This is a genomic window from Coprococcus sp. HCN-4056, from assembly GCF_037892645.1.
GTDB classification, from domain to species: domain Bacteria; phylum Bacillota; class Clostridia; order Lachnospirales; family Lachnospiraceae; genus Coprococcus; species Coprococcus ammoniilyticus.
In genome coordinates this window covers 136,011-158,856 of the sequence record NZ_JBBKBL010000007.1, presented here as the reverse complement: position 1 = coordinate 158,856, position 22,846 = coordinate 136,011, and the positions used below count along the sequence as shown (strand labels likewise).

Annotated in this window: 19 protein-coding genes; all 19 read left to right on the top strand. The window is 42.9% G+C overall.

The genetic code is table 11. The features are described from left to right. Positions 1-270 precede the first annotated feature (270 nt). The 19 genes from WKT03_RS11910 to WKT03_RS11820 all read left to right on the top strand — a co-directional run bounded on the left by WKT03_RS11910 (position 271) and on the right by WKT03_RS11820 (position 22,584). Positions 271-555 (top strand): YabP/YqfC family sporulation protein, encoded by a 285-nt coding sequence (locus tag WKT03_RS11910; RefSeq protein WP_021943527.1) that lies wholly within the window; start codon positions 271-273, stop codon positions 553-555. Further along, positions 555-935: a spore cortex biosynthesis protein YabQ gene (gene yabQ, locus WKT03_RS11905; RefSeq protein WP_021943526.1), complete on the top strand. Its 381-nt coding sequence runs from the start codon at positions 555-557 to the stop codon at positions 933-935. The genes WKT03_RS11910 and yabQ overlap by 1 nt, the downstream gene beginning before the upstream one ends. A gap of 85 nt (positions 936-1,020) precedes the next feature. Beyond that, the gene (locus tag WKT03_RS11900; protein WP_117808147.1) at positions 1,021-1,320 is read left to right on the top strand and encodes an FtsB family cell division protein; all 300 of its coding nucleotides are present in this window, start codon (positions 1,021-1,023) and stop codon (positions 1,318-1,320) included. Positions 1,321-1,450: 130 nt separating this feature from the next. Continuing rightward, positions 1,451-3,574, top strand: a complete 2,124-nt coding sequence (locus WKT03_RS11895) for a SpoIIE family protein phosphatase (protein WP_117785868.1) — start codon at positions 1,451-1,453, stop codon at positions 3,572-3,574. Between the two features lie 211 nt (positions 3,575-3,785). Then, positions 3,786-5,228 (top strand): tRNA lysidine(34) synthetase TilS, encoded by a 1,443-nt coding sequence (gene tilS, locus WKT03_RS11890; protein WP_117785869.1) that lies wholly within the window; start codon positions 3,786-3,788, stop codon positions 5,226-5,228. After that, the gene (hpt, locus tag WKT03_RS11885; RefSeq protein WP_021944616.1) at positions 5,212-5,733 is read left to right on the top strand and encodes a hypoxanthine phosphoribosyltransferase; all 522 of its coding nucleotides are present in this window, start codon (positions 5,212-5,214) and stop codon (positions 5,731-5,733) included. The genes tilS and hpt overlap by 17 nt, the downstream gene beginning before the upstream one ends. Before the next feature lie 49 nt (positions 5,734-5,782). Next, the gene (ftsH, locus tag WKT03_RS11880; RefSeq protein WP_021944615.1) at positions 5,783-7,705 is read left to right on the top strand and encodes an ATP-dependent zinc metalloprotease FtsH; all 1,923 of its coding nucleotides are present in this window, start codon (positions 5,783-5,785) and stop codon (positions 7,703-7,705) included. Between the two features lie 647 nt (positions 7,706-8,352). Beyond that, a complete protein-coding gene (locus WKT03_RS11875; protein ID WP_021944614.1) occupies positions 8,353-10,458 on the top strand; it encodes a glycoside hydrolase family 13 protein in 2,106 nt (701 codons plus the stop codon). Positions 10,459-10,475: 17 nt separating this feature from the next. Continuing rightward, complete coding sequence (locus tag WKT03_RS11870; protein ID WP_340392225.1) at positions 10,476-11,513, top strand: HAMP domain-containing sensor histidine kinase; 1,038 nt, start codon at positions 10,476-10,478, stop codon at positions 11,511-11,513. A gap of 213 nt (positions 11,514-11,726) precedes the next feature. Then, on the top strand, positions 11,727-14,156 hold the full coding sequence (locus WKT03_RS11865; RefSeq protein WP_340392222.1) for an ABC transporter permease: 2,430 nt from the start codon (positions 11,727-11,729) through the stop codon (positions 14,154-14,156). A 62-nt stretch (positions 14,157-14,218) separates the two neighbouring features. Beyond that, positions 14,219-16,675, top strand: a complete 2,457-nt coding sequence (locus WKT03_RS11860; protein WP_340392219.1) for an ABC transporter permease — start codon at positions 14,219-14,221, stop codon at positions 16,673-16,675. A 146-nt stretch (positions 16,676-16,821) separates the two neighbouring features. Continuing rightward, positions 16,822-17,499 (top strand): ABC transporter ATP-binding protein, encoded by a 678-nt coding sequence (locus WKT03_RS11855; protein WP_008402588.1) that lies wholly within the window; start codon positions 16,822-16,824, stop codon positions 17,497-17,499. A 2-nt stretch (positions 17,500-17,501) separates the two neighbouring features. Next, complete coding sequence (locus WKT03_RS11850) at positions 17,502-18,422, top strand: COG1361 S-layer family protein (protein WP_021944610.1); 921 nt, start codon at positions 17,502-17,504, stop codon at positions 18,420-18,422. Continuing rightward, positions 18,423-19,706, top strand: a complete 1,284-nt coding sequence (locus WKT03_RS11845) for an ABC transporter permease (protein ID WP_340392216.1) — start codon at positions 18,423-18,425, stop codon at positions 19,704-19,706. A 118-nt stretch (positions 19,707-19,824) separates the two neighbouring features. Then, positions 19,825-20,058, top strand: a complete 234-nt coding sequence (acpP, locus tag WKT03_RS11840; RefSeq protein WP_008402591.1) for an acyl carrier protein — start codon at positions 19,825-19,827, stop codon at positions 20,056-20,058. 181 nt (positions 20,059-20,239) lie between these two features. Further along, positions 20,240-21,163 carry an ACP S-malonyltransferase gene (gene fabD / locus WKT03_RS11835; RefSeq protein WP_008402593.1) on the top strand — a complete coding sequence of 308 codons (924 nt, stop codon included), beginning with the start codon at positions 20,240-20,242 and terminating at the stop codon, positions 21,161-21,163. Further along, positions 21,156-21,896: a 3-oxoacyl-[acyl-carrier-protein] reductase gene (gene fabG / locus WKT03_RS11830; RefSeq protein WP_118483178.1), complete on the top strand. Its 741-nt coding sequence runs from the start codon at positions 21,156-21,158 to the stop codon at positions 21,894-21,896. Before fabD ends, fabG begins: the two co-directional genes overlap by 8 nt. A 234-nt stretch (positions 21,897-22,130) precedes the next feature. Beyond that, complete coding sequence (locus WKT03_RS11825) at positions 22,131-22,421, top strand: type II toxin-antitoxin system RelB/DinJ family antitoxin (RefSeq protein ID WP_118483180.1); 291 nt, start codon at positions 22,131-22,133, stop codon at positions 22,419-22,421. Further along, positions 22,411-22,584, top strand: a complete 174-nt coding sequence (locus WKT03_RS11820; protein ID WP_173788741.1) for a hypothetical protein — start codon at positions 22,411-22,413, stop codon at positions 22,582-22,584. The genes WKT03_RS11825 and WKT03_RS11820 overlap by 11 nt, the downstream gene beginning before the upstream one ends. Positions 22,585-22,846 lie beyond the last annotated feature (262 nt).

The window sequence follows — 22,846 nt, the reverse complement described above, 5'->3', positions numbered from 1 at the left end:
CCTTTTTTGCTAGGTTTTAGCTTTAGAGTTAGTATGTGGCAAATGTGGGGAATTATACTCTTACAAATACGAATGGATATAAATTTATGGCTAAGAGATGGTAAAGAACAAAAAATAAAAATCAGTCAAAACTGATCAATATCGGCAAGCTGGAAGAATTGTTTGTTGAGATATGGGATTGAGAACAGGTTCTACTGCAGGTATAAGCTTCATATACTGTTCTAACAGACTTAAGAAAGCTTCTGAAGGCTTTTTGGAAAAGGGGAATACATGGAGAAGGTACAGAGCACAGGAAATTCCGATGGACATAAACTGATCATGGATGCCAGAAAGGAAGCAAAGATAACCGGAGTGGAAAAGGTAATCTCGTTTGAACCGGATCTGGTATATCTTCTCACAAAGGCCGGAAAGATGAAGCTGACCGGAAAAGATATGCATATGACGAATCTGGATATTGACAAGGGCGTTCTTGACATGAATGGAAAGGTTGACTGTATTTGTTATATGACAGATAAAGAGGACGGAACATTTTCGCTTAAGAGGTTGTTTAAATAATGACGGAAATGATGGAACAACAGTCAACCGCGTTTGCCGTATGTGTGCTATGCGGCGTAATCATTGGTTTTCTGATAAGCTGTTTTTATGCTTTAAAAAAAGTGATAAAGATGCATGGCGCCTGGATCGGTATTTTTGATCTGACGTTTTGGCTTGCATTATGTGCAATGGTTATTCTGGTGATGTTTTATTATAATAGCGGAGAGATTCGGCTGTATATTTTTTTAGGATTTTTTTCGGGAGCCGGGGTGTATTTTGCTACTATAAATTGGGTTGTTTCCAGACTGCTGGACTACATATTGTATGGGATAAAAATGGGGTTGAGAAAAGTGATTTTAAAGGCAAAAATGCTTGTTGACATAATTTGTTCGAGAAGGTAAAATTATGTCAATACACTTCGAAAGAACTGTTTTTATAGCAGAACAGGTCTGTTCGAAAAGAAGCAGGAAACAGGGGAAATGGACCATGGGTAGAAGCAATACCGGAAGAAAACAATCGAAGATCAGTACCGCTATTATTCTGATCACTCTTCTTTTACTGGTTGTTGTCGTGTTGGTGAAGTCGATTCAGTTAAGGGAGAAGAAAGCAGAGCTGCAGGTACAGGCAGCAGAGATTACTGCCCAGATTGAAGATGCACAGAACGAGCATAAGAAACTGGAAGAAAAAGAAGACTATATGAAGACGAAGAAATACGTTGAGGATGTTGCAAGAAATCAGCTTGGGCTGGTATATCCTGACGAAATAGTGATTCGCCCTGAAGAATAAACACAGAATTAAGAAAGAAATATAAAAAAGAGTCAAAGAAAAGTGATAGCTGTTTTCAGCTTTCGCTTTTTTTTTACGTTCAGTCTCCGTATAATGTCTGACACTTAAGGCAAAAAGGGAGGACATATATATGAAAGAAAAAAAGGTGAATCGGGTTTTGTTGTATCTGCTGGGCTTTCTGTGCGGCCATTCTGCGGTTGTTGGAATGCATCCGTTTATGGTTCCGATGCTGGCAGCAGTTTACAGCATCAGACAAAGTACGTTTGGGTTGTTTGCAGCCATGCTCTTTGGCGGAGCAGTTATGTATGGAATCGGCGGTTGGAATGCAGGAAGCTTTTTTCAGATGGGACCATATGTAATGGGGGAACAGCAGCTTCCGGTTACATATTTTCTGTTAAAATATAGTTTGATCCTGATCGGTGTTCTGGTCGGTCTGAACCTGACGGAGGGAGTTCGGAGAAACCTGTCCGAATACACAGACAGAAGTGGAAAAAAGACAAAACGAAAAGGTGTGAAACAATCATATGGAACCAATATCCGGTGGATTCTGGCTGGCATATGTGCCATACTTGTCTTTGGAATCAGTACGGTCTGTGGTCTGATGGTCGAACCGGTGCAGAATGCCCTGCCGGCTGCCGGCTGCGAGGCGGTGATCTCGACAGGATTGATTCCTGCATTCCGCAAAGGTCTGGAGGTTATCCTGCTGCATAAGAGGGAACGGGATCATTATAATGAAGAATTGCTTGGAATACTGATAGTAGTTACAGTATGTATATGGGGAATGCCATATAAAATAGGCGGAGTTGTTACCTGGCTGCTGATGACCGGTCTGTATCTGTCCTGGTATACGTTGCATCGGTTTGGAGCCGGATATGGAATGGCGGTAACGGGTGTATGTGGTCTGATCACAGCGATCAAAAGCGGACAAGCAGAATTTGTCGGAAGTTTTTTTATCTGTGCGATCCTGGTGCTTGCGGGCAGAGCATTATCGGATAAGAAGAAAACAGGCACTATTGTGTCAGTGCTGCTTGCATGTGTATTGATCGGACTTACTTACGATCCGTATTTTCTGACACCTGAGGGGATAAAAAGTGCTGGCAGTGCAGTGCTGTTATTTGCAGCGACACCAAAATGGATGCTTACCGTCAGGGATGGATGGATCCAGTCGCAGTATAATTTTCAGACAGCAACGGAAATCAACCGGATAACGGCAGAGAAAATACGGGAATTATCCGGGGCATTTAAACGGATCGAATATACGCTTGCCGGATGTGGCCCGGCGGCTGCCAAGGTAGATCTGGGTGAGATCGGAGATATGATCGGAAGATTTTCCGATAATCTGGAAACGGCAGAACCGGTTCCGTTTAACCGGGAGGAGCAGTTGCGGACGCGCTTTCTGGAACAGGGGGTGATCATGACGCACCTTTCTTCGATGAAGAATGAAATGGATCATGTACAGTATTATATAACAGCCAGAACAAAGAATCAGAAAATCATGTTGTCAAAGGATGCAGCAGACATTCTTTCAGAGGTTTTTGATAAGCCAATCCGGGCATCCGAGGATACTTCAGCGATCATATCTGAAAATGACCGTGTGATCACATTTGAGGAATGTGCGAGGTATCGCTGCAGTTATTTTGTCAGAAGAATCAAGAAATATGGTTCCAATGTATCGGGAGACAATTTTTCGGTGAAGGAGCATGAGGATGGCAGACTTGTAATGATGATCTCGGATGGGATGGGAAGCGGAAGCCTTGCATCCTGCGAGAGTACGTTGATGATTGACACGATGGAAGAACTGCTGGATGCTGGCTTTGACCCTTCTTATGGAATTGCATTTTCCAATAATTGCATTTCCGAAAAAAACAGCGGACGGTGTTTTACAACCTTTGATATGGGAATCGTAGACCTGTACAACGGGGAGCTGACACAGTATAAGCAGGGGGCAGCACCGACATATATTATACATTCAGAGGGAATCGAGGTTCTTTGTGGGGCGTCACTTCCAATCGGAGTTCTGCCGGAGGCAGAATGTGATGTGATCCATCAGGAGCTGGAACCGGAGGATCGACTGGTGATGGTGAGTGATGGAGCGTTTGGGGATGAAGAGGATATGCGTGAGATCCTGGAGAATCTGGATACGGAGGACTGCAAGGAAACGCTGGAGTATATCATTTCACAGGTGCTTCTGCGTTGTGAAGGCAGACTTGAGGATGATGTGACGGTGATCGTGGCAAAATTGGAAATAGCATAAACTTTCCGGTTTGTTACTTGAAATTTATGGCAGGCTTGTATTAAGATAACGAAGAAATGTATATGACCGGATGTAAAATAACGAAGCTGCATATATCGGTGGATGCAGGATTTTAAAGAAACGTTTATACAATATACATACAAAGATACAGGTAATGAATATAGATGATCGAATATCCGAATCATAGAAGACGGACAGGTGTGGAAAACAGATGACAGAAAATACATTAGAAGAACAGATTTATCAATTTATAAAAGAAAAAAATTTGCTTAAAGCAGGAGATGTCTGCATCGTTGGTGTGTCCGGCGGAGCGGATTCCATCTGTCTGCTGACGGTTCTGGCAGGACTTCGGGAGAAAATGGAGCTCAAGCTGTATGCTGTCCATGTTAACCATATGATCCGCGGAACAGAGGCAGATGCAGATGAATCTTATGTGGCAGAGTATTGTAAGAAGCTTGGAATACCATGTGACTGTTACCATATCGATGTGCCGCAGCTTGCAAAGGAACAGAGACTGACGGAGGAAGAAGCGGGAAGAAATGCACGGTATGGGGCATTTTCTCAGACGGCAGACAGGCGTGGCCTTTCTGATTATAAGGTAGCGGTTGCTCATAACAAAAATGATGTAGCAGAGACGGTACTGCTCAACATGGTAAGGGGAACGGGGATCGCCGGAATGGCCGGAATACCGGTAAAGCGGGACCGAATCGTGCGTCCGTTACTTTCATGTACCAGACAGGAGATTGAGACTTATCTGGAACAGCAGGAGATACAGTATTGTACGGATTCCACAAATCTGGAAAATGATTATGCCAGAAATAAGATCCGTAATCAGGTGATTCCGGCACTTAATGAGATAAACACACAGGTAGCGGCACATATCAGTCAGGCAGCAGCCTATGCGGCTATGTATGATACCTATGTGACGAAGCAGGTAGGATATTTTCTGGATGAACATATGGAGATACGGAAACAGACCGGAAAAACAGATGCATATGTATTGGAAATCAGGAAGCTACGGGAACAGGATGAACTGATCGAGGATCTTGTGATCTTAGAATTGATTGGCAGAGTCAGCGGCGGAAGAAAGGATGTCGGTCAGAACCATGTAAGAGAAGTGAAGAAGCTGTATCAGGCAGCTGCGGGAAGCCGGATCATGCTTCCGCATGGTGGAATGGTATATCAGAATTATGGATACCTGTGTTTTGAGAAGACAGCAGAGGGCGCACGCGATATCGACTGGCAGGAGATAGTTATAAAAGGTGCAGGTGAATATATCCTGCCCGGAATGGGAAGGATGAAGATTGAAATATTTGAGAAATCTGTTCATTTAGATTTAACAAAAAAAGAGTATACGAAGTTTGCAGATTATGATAGAATACAGAATGGCATTACTATCAGGAAATATATGGAAAATGACTATATGGTGATCGCATCAGATGGCTCAACGAAGAAGATAAACCGGTTATTTTCATCTTGCAAGATACCGGTGGCAGAGCGTTTGCAGATACCGCTTGTAGCTTCCGGACATGACATCATCTGGGCAGTGGGCGTCCGGTTGAGTGAGAAGTACAAGGTACGGCCTGATACAAAAAGAGTAATATGTTTAGAATATATACCAGAAGGAGAAAATGAAGATGAAAGAGCAGATTAAAGTCATGATATCTGAAACTGAAGTAGATAACAGAATCTCAGAGATGGCAGCAGCTATTGATAAAGCATATGCAGGAAAGGCCGTTCATCTGATCGGAATATTAAAAGGAAGTGTATTCTTCATGTGTGAGCTGGCGAAGAAGATCACGGTTCCTGTAACCATGGATTTTATGTCGGTCAGCAGTTATGGAGATGATACGAAATCATCAGGAATTGTGAAGTTGAATAAGGATCTGGATGAATCAATAGAAGGAAAAAATGTGATCGTCGTTGAAGATATTCTCGATTCAGGAAGAACGCTGTCGTATCTGATCAAATTATTAAATAACAGAAAGCCAGCGAGCATGCAGGTAATAACTCTGCTTGATAAGCCGGAGAGACGTGTGATTCCGGTTGAATTATATATGACAGGATTTACGATCCCGGATCGTTTTGTAGTAGGATATGGACTTGATTGTGCACAGAAGTATAGGAACCTTCCATATATCGGAGTGATTGAACAGTAGATATCAGACTGTTTATATAAAAAGACAGACCAAGATGAAGGAGTAGACAATGAATAAGAAGAGAGCAAGAAGTGCTGTTGTGATTTATGCGATCATCCTTATTGTCGGATTCCTGCTGATCAACAAATGGCTGGGTGGCAGCAGTAATGTTGCGACCAATTACAGCTATACGGAATTTTCGGCAGATCTGAACGCGGGAAACATCGCAGCGGTAGATATTACACAGAATACAAATGTGCCGACAGCAACCGTAGATGTGGAGTTTGTTTCCGGAAAACAGCTTACATTCTATGCGGCAGATGTTAATGAGATTATTAAGATCTATAATGACTATGAAGCAGCAGTTGATAAGAAGAATGCGACAGCTTCTGCAGAGGATCAGGTAAAACTGGCAAAGTACAATCTGTATGATGTGCAGAAGGAAAGCATGCTTGGCATGTGGATCCCATATCTGATCATTATGATCATTATGGTCATTATCATGACATTCATGATCGGACGAATCCAGGGTGGTGGATCCGGCGGACAGATGATGAACTTCGGAAAGAGCCGTGCCAAGAAGAATGAAGATATCGGAAAGACGGTTACATTTAAAGATGTAGCAGGGCTGGATGAGGAGAAAGAAGATCTGGAAGAGATCGTCAGCTTCCTTAAGAATCCGGGAAGATTCGTAAAGGTTGGAGCCAGAATCCCTAAGGGTGTTCTGTTAGTAGGACCTCCGGGAACCGGTAAGACATTGATGGCAAAGGCGGTTGCAGGTGAAGCCGGGGTACCGTTCTTCAGCATTTCGGGATCTGATTTCGTGGAAATGTTTGTCGGTGTCGGTGCTTCTCGTGTAAGAGATCTGTTTGACGAAGCAAAGAAGAATGCTCCATGTATTATTTTCATCGATGAGATCGATGCTGTTGCAAGACAGCGTGGTACCGGACTTGGCGGTGGACATGATGAGAGAGAGCAGACCTTGAACCAGTTGCTTGTTGAGATGGATGGTTTCGGTGTAAATGAAGGAATTATCGTTCTTGCAGCAACCAACCGTGTGGATATTCTTGACCATGCGATCTTAAGACCTGGTCGTTTTGACCGTAAGGTATTCGTAAATCGTCCGGATGTCAAGGGTAGAGAAGAGATCCTGAAGGTTCATACAAAGAATAAGCCACTTGCAGAAGATGTAAATCTGAATGATATTGCAAGAACAACGGCAGGTTTTGCAGGTGCTGATTTGGAGAACCTGATGAACGAAGCTGCGATTTGTGCAGCGAAGGATAACCGTGCTTATATTGTAAAAGAAGATGTAGATAAATCATTTATCAAAGTTGGAATCGGTGGAGAGAAGAAGAGTCGTCTGGTACCGGAGAGCGAGCGCAGAATCACCGCTTATCATGAATCCGGTCATGCGATCCTGTTCCATTTGCTTCCTCATGTGGGACCGGTTTATACCGTATCTATCATCCCGACCGGAACCGGTGCAGGTGGATATACGATGCCGCTTCCTGAAAATGATAACGTATTCATGACAAAGGCAAAGATGTTAGAGGATATCAAGGTAAGCCTTGGCGGACGTATCGCGGAAGAACTGATCCTTGAGGATATCACAACAGGTGCTTCGCAGGATATCAAACAGGCAAGCCAGTATGCCAGAGCAATGGTTACCAAGTACGGTATGTCTGAGAAGCTTGGTCTGATCAACTACGAAAGTGATGATCAGGAAGAAGTATTCCTTGGACGTGATCTTGGCCATGCAAAGAATTACAGTGAGAAGGTTGCCGGAACGATCGATAAGGAAGTGAAGCGTATCATCGATGAATGTTATGCAGATGCCAGAGCGATCCTTGAAGCACATGAAGACATCCTTCATAAATGTGCAGCTCTTCTTCTCGAGAAAGAGAGAATCGACCGGGCTGAGTTTGAAGCATTGTTTGATGATGTACCAAATGCAAATTCTGCTGCAAACGCAGAGCCTTCAACAATATAGACAATAGTAACACGAACAAATTGAATGAAAACCAATAAAAATTTGTACATGTTGCACAAAAACGGCGTTTTTTGAATAATTTCAAAAAACGCCGCTCTCTGTTTTGCACAATAAAATTTTTAAAATAAAAAAATGTTTGGGCAGACTTTTACAAGTATTTGTATATAATAATACTTGTAACCCCCCAATACATTATATAGTTTTGGCTACACCCCATAAGTAACAAAATACCTTCTCCAAAAGAGGCAGTCGTACGTTGACTGTCTCTTTTATTTTGCTTCGGTGAAAGGACAACCCTTTTATGCCGACCATCCGAATAAAAAAGCCCCACAGCACCCTCCACCGCTCTCCGGGGGTCTGCCCCAGTTATAAATACCTTGCTACGTTTTCTATTCACTGCACATGTCTGATTCGTAAATACTCCTGTGCTAACTCGCCTTCGGCTCAAACAAGCACTCGTATTTACTGACAATGTGCAGTTCATGACGAAAGCCTCGCAATCGTATTTATAACAGGGGCAGCCCCCGGGGAGCGGCGGAGGATGCTGTGGGGCTTAGTTTTTGCCATTGGTTGTCAGCATAAAAAGGTTGTCTATTTATTAAAAAAGTATTAGAATGAAAAGGCATAAACGAAAGGGAGAGTTTTGAATGTCCGACAAATACACGAACGCAGAAAGAATTCATGATTATATATATGATCTGAAGCCGGTTATCAATGTAGGGGGATTGTTTTCCGATGGTTCTGAATACTATAGAATACCGCAGGAGCCTGGAATCAATGACCAGGTGAAGGTTAGATTTCGAACATGTGCAGATAATGCCGATGAAGTTTATTTGATCTACAATGGCGAGGAACTCGTCATGTCTGTTGAAGAATCCGATGATTTATTTGATTACTATACGGCGGTGATCCCCGCCGGAGAGAAATATATATCCTATTATTTTGAGGTCCATTCGGGCTGTGTGACCTGTTATTATAATAGGATCGGTGTACAGAAGAATGTGAATCCGGACTATAACTTTGAAATCTGTCCGGGCTTTGATGTACCGGATTGGGCAAAGGGAGCTGTCTTTTATCAGATCTATGTGGATCGTTTCTGTAATGGAGATCCATCGAACGATGTACTGGACAACGAATACTGCTACATCGACAGTCCTACCAGACAGGTGAAGGATTGGTATGAATATCCGGCAAATATGGATGTCGGACGTTTCTATGGCGGAGATCTTCAGGGTGTTAAGGATAAGTTAGATTACCTGCAGGATCTGGGCGTAGATGTTATCTATTTTAATCCGTTATTTGTATCACCATCCAACCACAAATACGATATTCAGGATTATGATTATATTGATCCGCATTTCGGAAAGATCGTTGTGGACGAGGGCGAATGCCTGCCGGATGGCGTAAAAGAGAATAAAAGAGCAACAAAATATATCAGCCGTGTAACCGACAAACGGAATCTGGAAGCCAGCAATCAGTTTTTTGCAGAACTGGTGGAGGAGATTCACAGTCGTGGTATGCGTGTTATCTTAGATGGTGTATTTAACCATTGCGGTTCTTTCAACAAATGGATGGATCGTGAGTGTATCTATGAGAATCAGGAAGGCTACGAGAAGGGAGCATATGTATCCTGGAGCAGTCCGTATAAGTCATTCTTTAAGTTTTATAACGAAGAGGTATGGCCGTATAATACCACCTACGATGGTTGGTGGGGGCATGATACACTTCCAAAGCTGAACTATGAAGATTCCCCAAAACTGGTGGAATATATTTTGAATATAGCAAAGAAATGGGTGTCCCCTCCATATAACGTGGATGGCTGGCGACTGGATGTTGCAGCAGATCTCGGACATTCGGAGGAATATAATCACAAGTTCTGGAGAATGTTCCGTAACGCAGTCAAAGAGGCAAATCCAAATGCAATTGTACTGGCAGAGCATTATGGAGATCCAAAGCCTTGGTTAAAGGGCGATCAGTGGGATACCGTTATGAACTATGATGCATTTATGGAGCCGATTACCTGGTTTCTGACTGGTGTTGAGAAACACAGTGATGAGTTCCGTGGTGATCTGTTGGGTAATCCGGATACATTTATGGGAGCCATGAATTATCATATGGCGAGATTCCAGCGTCCATCCCTTGAGATTGCAATGAATGAATTATCAAACCACGATCATTCCAGATTCTTAACCCGTACAAACCGGAGAGTCGGACGTACGCATACGATGGGGCCGCAGGCGGCAAATGAGGGTATCGATAAGAGTATATTCCGTCAGGGCGTTGTATTCCAGATGACCTGGCCAGGAGCTCCGACGATCTACTATGGAGATGAAGCAGGACTTTGTGGCTGGACTGACCCGGATAACCGTAGAACGTATCCGTGGGGCAGAGAAGATATGGAACTGATCCGGTTCCATAAAGACATGATCTGTATCCATAAGAACTATGAGGCTCTGATCCGTGGCTCGGTTATGTTCTTGCATGGAGCACATAAGATTATCGCATATGGACGGTTCACAGATACGGAGCAACTGGTTGTGATCCTGAATACAAATTATGAAGACATCGATGTGAAGCTGCATGTCAGACGGATTGGGGTCAAGAACCATGAGATCATGCGCAGAGTGATGCTTACAAATGAAGAAGGCTACAGTCTGGAAACCTGTGACTACAAAGTAGAGCATAATATGCTTTATATGAAGGTGCCGAAGATGTCAGCTATGGTTCTTGTAAATGTGGGAAGAGATGTTTAAAAGAGGAAACTAAAGTCTTGAAAAGTGATTTTGAGAGAAAACGGTTCATACAACGATTTGTGATCTTGGCTGTAATATTGCTGGCAGTGGTTGGAATCGGTATACGGTTCCTGTTCGGTGGCGATGAAAAGAGAATTGCAGTTATTTTGCTGATGTTAGCGGTTGGGCTTGTAATTCTGTTTTTCATCAGTTATCGGGAGATCGGCCATACTTATCGGGAGATTGAGCATGTGTCGGATGAGATGCTTCGCGTAGTTCAGGGAGAAGATGAGCTACCGGAGGAAGAATACATGCAGGGCACGATCGGAATCTTATATACGAACTTTTATAAGATGGTGACATTTTTAAAAGAAAGCAAAGAGCGGGAAATGTCAGAGAAAGTATTCTTACGTGATATCATGTCAGATATCTCTCATCAGCTTAAGACACCGCTGGCATCCTTAAATGTATTCATCGATCTGCTGTTAGATGATTCCTTTACAGATGAAGAAAAACGGATGCGGGTGCTTAACGAATCAAAAAATCAGCTTACCAGAATGGAATGGATGGTATTATCTCTTTTAAAGCTTGCCCGGATCGAGGCGGGAGCAATCCAGTTTGACCGAAAAGAATGTGATCTGAAGCTGTTATTATTACAGGCAAGAGACAGCGTAACCTATCTGACGGAGAGCAGGGAACAGGAGGTTCATGTAATCTGTGAGGATGGCAGGAAGCTGGTCTGTGACGGTGACTGGCTCGTAGAGGCGATCATCAATCTTTTGAAGAATGCATCAGATTACTCACCGGAGAAGACAGAGATCACGGTTGAGGTAGAACACAATCCGGTCTTTACCAGGATCTATGTCAAGGATCATGGAATGGGAATCGCAGAGAAGGATCTCGGAAATATATTTAAACGATTCTACCGTGTACACCATGATGTGAATCCGAACAGTGTCGGAATCGGCTTATCCCTTACAAAATCTATTGTAGAAGGAATGGGCGGCAAGATCACGGTGCGGAGTGAAGAAGGAGCATATACCTGGTTTATCATTACATTTGTACATGTAGATTAAGCTGATTCTAAAAAGAATTCTAAAGAAATTAATGTGAAGCAATAACAGAAAATACTATGGTGATGGGAATTGATGTAGGAAATTATCTCTTTCTTACAATATTGTAAGAAAAGAATACACAGATATTCACGGGAATGTAAGATAGAAGTGAGAAGATAGATACAACGAAGAGGTATCTATCTTTTTTTCATATATATCACGGGGAGGTAATGAATGACAGATTATAAAAAACTCGCACTTTATTATCTAAAAGCAGGTAAAAGGCGATGCATCGTTACGATCGTTGGGGTGATGATCACAGTGGCGGTGCTATATACAGCATTGAATTTTGGATATTCGTATGTGCTCCAGAAACGGCAGGAAGTGAGAAAAGAAGCAGACTATGAGATCGTTTTTCTGTCAGAAGATACAGACAGATTAGCGCAGATCGCAGCAGATGACCGGGTACTTCAGGCATATAGCGGGGCGTATACAGGGGAAGAATATGTCAGTGATGAAGAAAGATTTGTAGAAGTAAATTATAAAAATGCTTTATATGTGAATATCAGACATCCTTATCAGATGGAGTCGGTCATGGAGGCCATGAAAGCGGATTACGGAGTGGATGCAAGGCTGAATAATGAATTGGCTGTGTTATATCTTCAGGATTCAGATGGTCTGCTTGGTGTTGTATTGATCCTTGTTCTGTTGGTTGCTTATATCTTTGCAATCTTTGCTGTCGGAATGATCAGAAATACGGTGCAGATGTTCACGTTAGAGCAGGTAAAGGATTATGGAATCCTGCGGTGCATCGGAGCAACCAAAGGACAGTTGAACCGGGTTATATACAGGATGGGAGCGGGCATGGAACTGACAGGCATTGCAGCCGGTGTACTGCTCGGAACATTCGTCAGTGTGATCCTTGGCTTTTTAAAGAATGTGGATGTTGGATTCCATATCGGCCCGGTTATTCCGATACTGATCGCATATCTCGGGGATCTGTATTTTGTAATGCAGGAGTGTTCAAAGATTGTAACGAAGATGTCACCAGTCAGTGCAGTCCGTGGAGAGTACCGGATCAAAAAGGAGAAGATCAAGATCCGTGGCAATGGTCTGATGGGACGGCTGTTCGGTGTTGAAGGAGCCTATGCAAGGAAAAGCGTATTGCGGAACAGCGGGCGGTTTGCAAAGACGGTAACTGCTATGATGCTCAGCATAACTGCGACTGTTATATGTCTGAGTACCTGGGGTATGGTTCGTGATACGAAAAAGAATATTAATGATATGTATGGCAGATATCTGGAAGAAAACCAATCGCCTGCCAGCATATTTAATGATGTGGAATGGATACAGAGTGAGGATTTGCCCTCTGCCGAAGAGATCAAAGAGAATTCTTTGCATTACTATGTAACAGAAACAAAAATGGTATACAGTGCCAGAGGAAATCTGGTAGATCCTGAAACCTATTATGGCAAGTTTAACAAAGATTATGCAGAACAGACGAGTTTGGGAAGTTACATCGAAGCAATGATGCAGAGATGGAGAGAACGGAATACAAAGGAATACAGCGAGAAAGATGATGTGGAATATGAAAAGGCTGTTGACAGTCTGAATAGTTCATTTATAAGCATTGAAGGTTGTGATCAGAATGATCTGGACTATCTGTCCGAATTTATAGAGAGTGGAACTGCGGAGCTGGATGACGATGGTATCCTGGTTATCGGTGGAGGAAGTGTAATGGATTATTCCTGGACGGGTGATGAAAAGCTGACATTGTATGATCTGGGAAAGCATTTTGATACATATGATTTGCAGGTAGGAGATACGATCCGGCTGGTTGATTACAGGGAATATAAAAAACGATATCAGGCGGCTTATGACAAGATGATGGCAGACAGCATTTTGGTCAGTCCTGAGGTAGATACGGGAGATACCTATATCTCAGAAGAACGGGCAACCAAAGAGGGCAGATCAACCTGGCGTGAACAGTATGTGATCGCTGAGCGTATCCGTCAGGAACTTATTGAGGAAGGATATTATCGAACCTATACAGTTCAGGGAGTTCTGGATTTTGGAGATCAGCTGCTTCCGGATTGGGGAGATATCTATATGAAAAGAGATTCCTACTTTGATCTGACCGGGTATGGTGAACAGGATGTGACAGGAATAAAGTATGCGATCGATCTTGACAGTGTGCCGATATCCTATTTTGACATGCTATCGTCCGATCTTACGGATGTTTTATACGGATATGCCTATGCCAGAAATGTAATGCGGTATGCGTTGGCGTTTGCTGCCTTTGTATTTATATTAAGTTCAGTGAATATCATTAATACCACAGCAGGAAATCTGCATATGAGGCGAAAAGAACTGGCGCAGCTCCGGGTACTTGGAATGTCCAGAAAGAGGTTGATCCATACGGTCATGTTAGAGGGAGTGATGGCAACTGCCTTATCGAATATTCTTGGATTTTTATTCGGTACGATATTTACAATATATATCTATGAATATCTCAGCATGCTTTTATATATAAAACCGACCATTGCCTGGTGGGCATTTGGAGTCGGGTTTGCCGCATCTGCATTGGTAATCTGTGGAAGCATCTATGTATCACTTAGGGATCTTCCGGTTGATATCGTGGATGACCTGAGGCTTGAGGAATAAAAATCGATAATGATGAAGAGAGGCCAAAGTTATCGGTGTGAAATAAAAAGGAGAGGTGAGAAATGACAGACTATAAGAAACTTGCAGCATATTATCTGAAAGCTAACAAAAAGCGGTGTGTGATCACGATCATCGGTGTAATGATCACAGTAATCGTGTTGTATGCGGGACTGAACATTTTCTATTCTTATATGTTGCAGCAGCAAAAGGATGTAAGAAAGGAAGCGGACTATGAGATCGTGTTCCTGACGGATGATCAGGAAACCTTATCACAGATCGCGTCGGATGATCGTGTCACACAGGCATACACAGGAAAGTATGTGGTGAGTGAGTGGGAGACAATTAACGGAACGGATGGCAAATATGTAGAAAAGATATATGACAATGCATTGTATGTAAATACCGGACATCCGTATAAGATGGCGAAGATCATGGAAGAGATGACCACAGATTATGGTGTGAATGCAGAACTCAACTGGAATCTGTCCACCTGGTATCTGCAGGATATGGATGAAGGATTTGCTGTTATATTGATCGTGGTTCTGTTAGTTGCATATATATTTGCAATCTTTGCAGTCGGAGTTATCAGAAATACGATCCAGATGTTCACATTAGAGCAGGTGAAAGACTATGGAATCTTACGATGCATCGGAGCGACGAAGGGACAGTTAAGCGGCATCATCTATCGGATGGGAGCCATGCTTGAGATTGCCGGACTGCTTGCCGGTATCGTGATGGGCGGAATTGTCAGCATGATCCTTGGATTTATATTTAAGATAAGCGCAGGCTTCCATATCATTCCGATGATACCGATCCTGATCACTTATCTGGGAGATATGTATTTCGTAATGCGTGAGAATGCCAAGCTGGTAACGAAGATGACACCGGTCAGTGCAGTTCGCGGTGAATACAGGATCAAGAAAGAAAAGCTTCGTCGTCATGGCGGCGGTCTGATGGGAAAGATATTCGGAATCGAAGGCGCATATGCCAGAAAGAGTGTCCTTCGAAATAAAGGAAGATTTATAAAGACAGTAACAGCCATGGTATTCAGTATATCAGCGATCGTACTGATATGCAGCTGCTGGGGACAGCTCAGAAAATACTGGAAGTCTACAGATGAAAGGTATGGAGATTATCAGATCAATCTGACATCGTATTCATCATCTACTACGAGTCTGGAAGAAGCGCAGAGCACCTTGCCATCTGTAGAGGTATTCCGGGAATTGTCACGGAATAACAGTGTAGAAGAATCGAAGAAGGTATATGGCTGCAAGGCCGATCTGGTAGATACGGATTCTTATACAGGAAAGATCACAGATGAATTTCGAACCAAGGTTACGATGGGACATTATTACGGTGTCTATATGGATAAGTTAAATGGAACAGGAGAGGCATCTGATGATAAGGATCCGGAAGTTGCCAGAAGTGTAGCGGAAACTATGGTAAACAGTACCGATGTGATCGGATGCGATGATTCAGATCTGAATCATCTTACAAAATATCTGACAGCGGGAACAACGGAGCTGTCAGAGAACGGTATTCTGGTTGTGGCAGGAGGAAGCTTTAACAGCTGGGATCTGGAGGAGACCGAGGATACGAATGATACTTTATATGATAAGACCTACCATTTTGACACTTATCATTTTGAATTGGGCGATACGGTTCAGTTAGTTGATTTTGCTTTATACCAGAAAGAATGTCTGAAAGCAAAGGAGAAGATCGATCAGGAATATGAAAAGCTTCAGGAAACAGCGACAGAAGATGGTGACAGCGAAGGCAGTACGGTAGGAAATGGGGAAGACCGGACTTCCGTACGACAGGAATATGCAGAATACAAGAAGATCAAGGATAAGCTGATCGCAGAGGGACACTACAAGACTTACAAGGTCGAAGGTATTCTGGATCTTGGCACACAGGTATTTGGTGAGACTGCAGACCGTCAGATCTATATGCGCCAGAATGATTATTTCGATCTGACCGGATATGGAGAAAATGACATTGCCGGAATGAAATATAAGGTCAATCTGGACAGTGTATCAGCCAGCTCTGTAACAGATATGCTTTCCTATATCGGTGATTCCTTATATGGAGAGTCTATGCAGCTCTGTGTATACCTGAAAAGCTTTGTCCGGTATGCAATCGCAGCGGTATTGTTCATCTTTGTATTAAGTTCAGTAAATATTGTGAATACGACAGCCGGAAATCTGCATCTGAGACGAAAAGAATTCGCACAGCTCCGTGTCATCGGAATGTCCAGAAAGCGCCTGTTGAAAACCGTTATGTTAGAGGGGGTTATGACGACAGTGGTAGCCAATGTACTCGGCTTTATTATAGGTATCGGGTTATCGTATGGAGTATTCATGTATCTTAATATGGTGATCGAGGCAGGAAAGTCCATTGCCTGGTGGGCATTTGGAGTCGGACTTGTGGCATCCGGTCTGATCATCTGCGGAAGCATCTGGCTGGGGATCAGAGATCTTCCGGTAGCCATGGTAGAAGATCTGAGGCTTGAAGAGTAGGCGTGAAAGGTAAGTTTGATACAGCAGATGAAAGGTGAAACGGAGTTGCTGTATTACAAGGTTAAAAAACAGAAATGCAATAAATATATAGATAAAAATTATAGATAGAAAGATCTGCGGGAAAGGCAGAGGAAAGAGGGTACGCTATGGAAATCGTAAAAATGGAACATGTAACAAAGATATACGGAGAAGGAAATACCAGAGTATGGGCGCTTGATGATGTGAACCTGACAGTGAATAAGGGCGAGATCGTGGCGGTTGTCGGTGCATCCGGTTCCGGTAAATCCACCCTGCTTCATGTTATGGGTGGTGTGGATACTCCAAATGAGGGAAATGTCATCGTAGACGGAAAGGATATTACAAGACTGACCGATGAGGAGATGTCAGTCTTCCGTAGAAGAAAGATCGGATTTGTATTTCAGGCATATCATCTGATCCCGGTACTGACAGTAGAGGAAAATATCAAGATGCCGATCTTGCTCGATCACAGAAAGCCGGATCGCGATTACATCGATCATATTATCGAGATGTTAGGTCTGAAGGACAGACGGAAGCATCTTCCAAACCAGTTATCTGGTGGACAGCAGCAGCGTGCAGCGATCGCAAGAGCACTGGCAAATCGCCCGGCATTGATTCTTGCCGATGAGCCTACCGGAGCACTTGACTCCAAAAACGGAAATGAAGTTATCACTCTGCTTCAGGATTCTGTTAAGAAGCTGGATCAGACACTGGTACTTATCACACATAATATCGATCTGGCGAGAGAGGCAGACCGTATCGTGAGGATCACGGATGGAAAGATATCAGAAGGAGAGGAGATGTAGAGATGAAACGAATACTAACAATCTGTATGGCATGTGTACTTGGATTCCTTACTGTATTTGGATATAAGGACACGATGGCTTTTGTATCAGCAGCGGAGCCAAAGGTTATGGTAACCGATTATAAGATCAAAGAGAATGAAGTAGTGGCAGGCGGAACCTTTACACTTGAGGTTACGATCAAGAATACCGCAGATAAAAAGATCAGTAATCTGAAAATGGCAGTCGCTTCCGAGGGAGGCGAACTGATTCCGGCATCCGGAGCCGGAACCGGATATCTGGCAAGTCTGGAAGGCGGAGAGACTTATACATTTGAGTTCCCGATGCAGGCAGCAGCCAATCTGGAAGAAAAGGCTTATAAGCTGACAGTGACAGATGAGTATGAAGACCGCTATGGCAATCCATATACCGTGACAGATACGATTTATCTGCCGGTTACGATCAAACAGCGCGGTGAGATCACAGGCGTATATGCAGAGTCAGATGTGACACTCGGAGATTCTATCGAGATCATGGGAAGTGTCAGCAATCTGGGAGCATCTACCCTCTATAATGTAAAGGCAAAGATCGATACAAGATTTACATCTGAAGGTGATGTCTATATCGGCAATATCGAACCGGGTAAGAATGGCTCGATCGATATACTTGCAAACACAACGAAGACGACAGGCACCGGCGGTGAGATGGGTAAGCTTATCGTTACATATGAAGATAAGTCAGGAAATGTAACAACACTGGAAGAAAATTTCTCAATCAGCGTAAATGCACCTGTCTATACAGATATTGAAAAGGTAAAGGATGTACAGAAGAAAGATTACAGTAAGATGATCATAGAGATCGTTGTTGCTGTGGTTGTTGCAGCACTTATAGTTATCTGGATTATCCGCAGAAGAAAGAGGAAGAAAGAGATATTGGAGGAGTTCTAAATGGGTTGGATCAGTCATTTATGTTTGATGAATATGAAAAGACGAAAAACCAGAACCTTTCTAACCATACTTGGAGTTGTGATCGGTGTGATCTCTGTTGTGACCCTGCTTGCAGTTGGTATCGGCGTACGACAGGAAATGATCAATAGCATGGTGGATAGTGAAAGTATTTGCCGGATTCAGGTGACCGGAGCAACCGGCGGCAAGCACAAAGACCGGATGATCATGGATCAGACCGTGAAAACTTTTCAGGAGCTTGAATATGTCAGTTCCGTATATCCGACCTATGAGATGTATGTGACCATCACAAATGGAAAATATTCTTATGATGGTGCGATTACCGGTATTCCACAGTCGGAGCTTGCGAAGCTTAAGTATACAAAGACGTCAAAGCAGACAACATCGAGCGTGAAGCCGGTGCTTATTATGGGAAATAAGGACACATCCTTATTCTATAATCCGGAAACGGAGCAGACCTATGATGTGACAGAGAAGAAAAAAGCAGAGACATGGATCGGAAAAAAAGTGGATCTGTCCTTCTGGGATTCACAGGAAATGACACCGGTGAAGATAGAAGTCGGAGCGGTTATTGACAGTGGAGAAGATACATATAACAGAGACTCACAGAGCATTTACTGCGATCTGGATGTGTTAAAGAGCTTTTTAGGCAGAGTATCCAGTGGGGGAACGCTGCCGGGACAGCCGCTTGATGCAAATGGAAATCCGTACAAGGATTTCGTATATTCCGGAGCGGTTGTGACTGTTGATAATATCGATCATGTCGATTCTATCGTGAAGAAGCTTCAGGATATGGGGTATACGACGGAAAATGAGAAAGAGTATCTGGATACGATACAGAAATATCTGAAGATGGTACAGCTTTTACTGGGTGGTATCGGAGCGATCGCACTGATCGTAGCGGTGATCGGAATCAGCAATACCATGACAACATCGGTATTTGACCGGATCAATGAGATCGGCGTATTAAAGGTTCTCGGATGCGATCCGGATGAGCTGCAGCTCCTGTTCCTTACAGAAGCAGGAATCATCGGAGCGGCGGGCGGTATCATAGGAGTGCTTTTATCGTATGGTTTTAAGGGTATCGTAGATAAGATCGCTATTAAAATGTTCGATCTGGCAAAGGGAACGCAGATTGCAATAATCCCATGGAAACTTGCAGTCGGAGCCGTTGTCGGAGCGATTCTGCTTGCGATATGTGCCGGATATTTTCCTGCGAGATTTGCATCGAAATTGCAGCCGTTAGATGCTGTCAGAAACAGATAGAAAAAAAGGAAAAAAACGGAACAGTATTTTGTTGACTTTACTGTATCCATGCGTTATATTATAATCGTCCGCGGGGCAGTGAGATAAACATTTACTATATTTAGGAGGAATTATTAATATGTTCGATAAGGTAAAAGCTATTTTCGAAGAGCAGTTAGGAGTATCACAGGATGAGATGCAGCTTGATACTAACTTCAAAGATGATTTAGGAGTAGATTCATTAGATTTATATGAGATAGTAATGAAGATGGAAGATGAATTCGACGTTGAGATCCCTGCTGAGGAGCTTGAAGACGTTGCTACATTCGAAGACGTACTTAACTATCTTAAGAGCAAAGGTGTAGAAGAATAATTCACATCAGAAGCAGACAAGAGGCAGCGAAGATGTCTATATACCAGATTTGCCCAGCGCAGGTTGGTGGATGACAGACTGGCTGCTTCTTTTAGTATAGAGGAACAGACGATGGCGACAGTCAAAGAGTGAATGATGTTCGGCCGTTGTCAGTAAATATAAAGAATAGACAGGTGAGAAAATGGGTAAAACAGCAGTTATTTTCCCTGGCCAGGGCGCACAGTATGTAGGCATGGCTAAGGATTTTTATGACAATTTTGAAGACAGTAAGGCAGTAATCGATACAGCAGACAGTGTGCTTGACATTGATCTGAAGAAGATCTGCTTTGAGGAAAATGAAGATATCAACAAGACAGAATATACACAGCCTGCTATGGTAGCAGCAGAACTTGCTATCTATGAGCATGTAAAGAATGCAGGTTTGAAGGCAGATGTATTCGCAGGTCTGTCACTTGGTGAGTACAGCGCACTTACAGCTTGTGGAGCTATGAAGCTTCCGGATGCGATCCGTACCGTAAGACAGCGTGGTATCCTGATGCAGAATGAAGTTCCGCTTGGTCAGGGTGCTATGGCAGCCGTTATCGCTACAGATGCAGAAGTGATCGCAAAGGTCTGTGAGGAGACTCCGGGCAATGTTCAGATCGCAAATTATAACTGCCCCGGACAGATCGTTATTTCCGGTGAGACAGAAGCCCTTGACAAAGCATGTGAAGCCCTTCAGGCAGCAGGAGCCAAGAGAGTGATCAAGTTAAATGTCAGCGGCCCATTCCATTCCAAGATGCTGGAACCGGCCGGTGAAAAGTTATATGCATACTTAAGAGATGTAGAGATCGCAGACGATTTCCTTCCGTATGTATGTAATGCTGATGCATGTTATGTAACAGATGCTTCAGAGGTTAAGACTTTACTGATGCGTCAGGTATATTCATCTGTCAGATGGCAGCAGAGTATCGAAGCTATGATCGCAGACGGCGTAGATACATTTGTAGAGGTTGGACCTGGAAAGACTCTGTCCGGCTTTATGAGAAAGATCAACAAGGAAATGAAATGCATCAACATCGCAACGGTTGATGATCTGAAGAAATTGGAGGAACTGAATGCTTAAGGATAAAGTAGCAGTCGTAACAGGTGCCGGACGTGGTATCGGAAGAGCCATTGCAAAGACATTTGCAGGATATGGCGCAAAGGTAGTTGTCAATTATAATGGCTCAGAGGAGCGTGCAAACAGTCTTGTAGCAGAGATCAAGGAAGCTGGCGGAGAAGCAGTTGCTTATAAGGCAAATGTAGCTGATTTTGCAGAAGCAGAGGGACTTATCAAGTTCGCACTGGAGCAGTATGGCAGAGTTGATATCCTCGTAAACAATGCCGGTATTACAAAAGATAATATCATGCTCGGTATGAAGGAAGAAGACTTCGATCAGGTTATCAACATCAACCTGAAGGGTGCATTTAACTGTATCAAGCATGTATACAGACCGATGATGAAGCAGAAGTACGGCAGGATCATCAACATGTCATCCGTAGTCGGCATTGAGGGAAATGCAGGACAGATCAACTATGCTGCATCCAAAGCCGGAATCATCGGCATGACGAAGTCTGTAGCAAAGGAGCTTGGCAGCCGTGGTGTAACAGCAAATGCGATCGCGCCGGGATTCATCAAGACAGATATGACAGACGCAATGTCAGATAAGATGAAGGATGCGATGCTCGACCACATCACAGTTAAGAGACTGGGTGAGGTATCAGATATCGCTGAGACAGCAGCATTCCTTGCATCCGACAAGGCATCTTACATTACAGGACAGGTTATCCGTGTAGACGGTGGCATGAGCCTGTAAGACGGAATAGAATATAGATAAAAGTAGACAATGCCGGATACAATTTTATATGTATCCGGCGTTGTCTCGTTATAGCATTTTTATTTTTCAAAATTTATCTTGCTTTTGTAATGAAATTATCATTAATATTGTTTTTTTATATTCGATATTGTAATATAAACGTATGAAAGAAATACAATATAATGACATATCAATACAAATACAATACAACGGCAAGAATGAAGGAGGCACTATATGGCAAGTACAATTCAGGTTAGAGTAGACGATGAATTAAAAAGAAAATCAGATAGCTTGTTCAAGGATTTGGGAACAGATACTACGACAGCGATAAGAATCTTTCTGACACAGGCAGTAGCCGCAAATGGATTTCCATTTGAGATTAAAAGAAGTAACAACATATATCAAAGTATGTCCGAAGAAGATGTACTGAAAAGACTGGAAGATGCGAGAAAACACGCAGAGCAGGGAACATGTATAGATGCAGATGCATTTGTGGCGGATATGAGGACAAAATATGGCATATAAGATTTTTATGACGATTGATGCAGCAGAGGAGTTGGAGAAGATTATTCAATATTTGATTGAGAAAAAGAGAAATCCACAGGCTGCGACAAGTTTATTAAATGACTTTGAGAATACGAAAATAAGATATACTGAGAGCAAAATTAATTGCTTACAAGGATATTGATTTTGCGAAATATTGATAAATAAAAGATCCAGATATGGCAGAGGTGCTGTATCTGGATTTTTTTTAATTCTTTAAAACTTTTTCTGCCGATGCCCTGTCTATGATAGTAGATGTTCTTTTTATGGGAAAAGAAACATGCAGATAATTATAGAAGGGAGAGAGTAAAATGAAGCAAAATATATAAAAAATGAGAAATATTTTGTGAACTATTGACAGCCGTTTTTTTTTTTTTATAATATTTGTGCTTTTTTACAGACATCAA

Excerpts from the sequence above, each read along its gene's own strand:
- WKT03_RS11855 (WP_008402588.1), top strand. The coding sequence starts at position 16,822 with ATGGAAATCGTAAAAATGGAACATGTAACAAAGATATACGGAGAAGGA.
- tilS (WP_117785869.1), top strand. The coding sequence starts at position 3,786 with ATGACAGAAAATACATTAGAAGAACAGATTTATCAATTTATAAAAGAA.
- ftsH (WP_021944615.1), top strand. The coding sequence starts at position 5,783 with ATGAATAAGAAGAGAGCAAGAAGTGCTGTTGTGATTTATGCGATCATC.
- WKT03_RS11900 (WP_117808147.1), top strand. The coding sequence starts at position 1,021 with ATGGGTAGAAGCAATACCGGAAGAAAACAATCGAAGATCAGTACCGCT.
- WKT03_RS11895 (WP_117785868.1), top strand. The coding sequence starts at position 1,451 with ATGAAAGAAAAAAAGGTGAATCGGGTTTTGTTGTATCTGCTGGGCTTT.
- hpt (WP_021944616.1), top strand. The coding sequence starts at position 5,212 with ATGAAAGAGCAGATTAAAGTCATGATATCTGAAACTGAAGTAGATAAC.
- WKT03_RS11825 (WP_118483180.1), top strand. The coding sequence starts at position 22,131 with ATGGCAAGTACAATTCAGGTTAGAGTAGACGATGAATTAAAAAGAAAA.
- acpP (WP_008402591.1), top strand. The coding sequence starts at position 19,825 with ATGTTCGATAAGGTAAAAGCTATTTTCGAAGAGCAGTTAGGAGTATCA.
- WKT03_RS11910 (WP_021943527.1), top strand. The coding sequence starts at position 271 with ATGGAGAAGGTACAGAGCACAGGAAATTCCGATGGACATAAACTGATC.
- WKT03_RS11845 (WP_340392216.1), top strand. The coding sequence starts at position 18,423 with ATGGGTTGGATCAGTCATTTATGTTTGATGAATATGAAAAGACGAAAA.
- yabQ (WP_021943526.1), top strand. The coding sequence starts at position 555 with ATGACGGAAATGATGGAACAACAGTCAACCGCGTTTGCCGTATGTGTG.
- fabG (WP_118483178.1), top strand. The coding sequence starts at position 21,156 with ATGCTTAAGGATAAAGTAGCAGTCGTAACAGGTGCCGGACGTGGTATC.
- fabD (WP_008402593.1), top strand. The coding sequence starts at position 20,240 with ATGGGTAAAACAGCAGTTATTTTCCCTGGCCAGGGCGCACAGTATGTA.
- WKT03_RS11865 (WP_340392222.1), top strand. The coding sequence starts at position 11,727 with ATGACAGATTATAAAAAACTCGCACTTTATTATCTAAAAGCAGGTAAA.
- WKT03_RS11860 (WP_340392219.1), top strand. The coding sequence starts at position 14,219 with ATGACAGACTATAAGAAACTTGCAGCATATTATCTGAAAGCTAACAAA.
- WKT03_RS11875 (WP_021944614.1), top strand. The coding sequence starts at position 8,353 with ATGTCCGACAAATACACGAACGCAGAAAGAATTCATGATTATATATAT.
- WKT03_RS11850 (WP_021944610.1), top strand. The coding sequence starts at position 17,502 with ATGAAACGAATACTAACAATCTGTATGGCATGTGTACTTGGATTCCTT.
- WKT03_RS11820 (WP_173788741.1), top strand. The coding sequence starts at position 22,411 with ATGGCATATAAGATTTTTATGACGATTGATGCAGCAGAGGAGTTGGAG.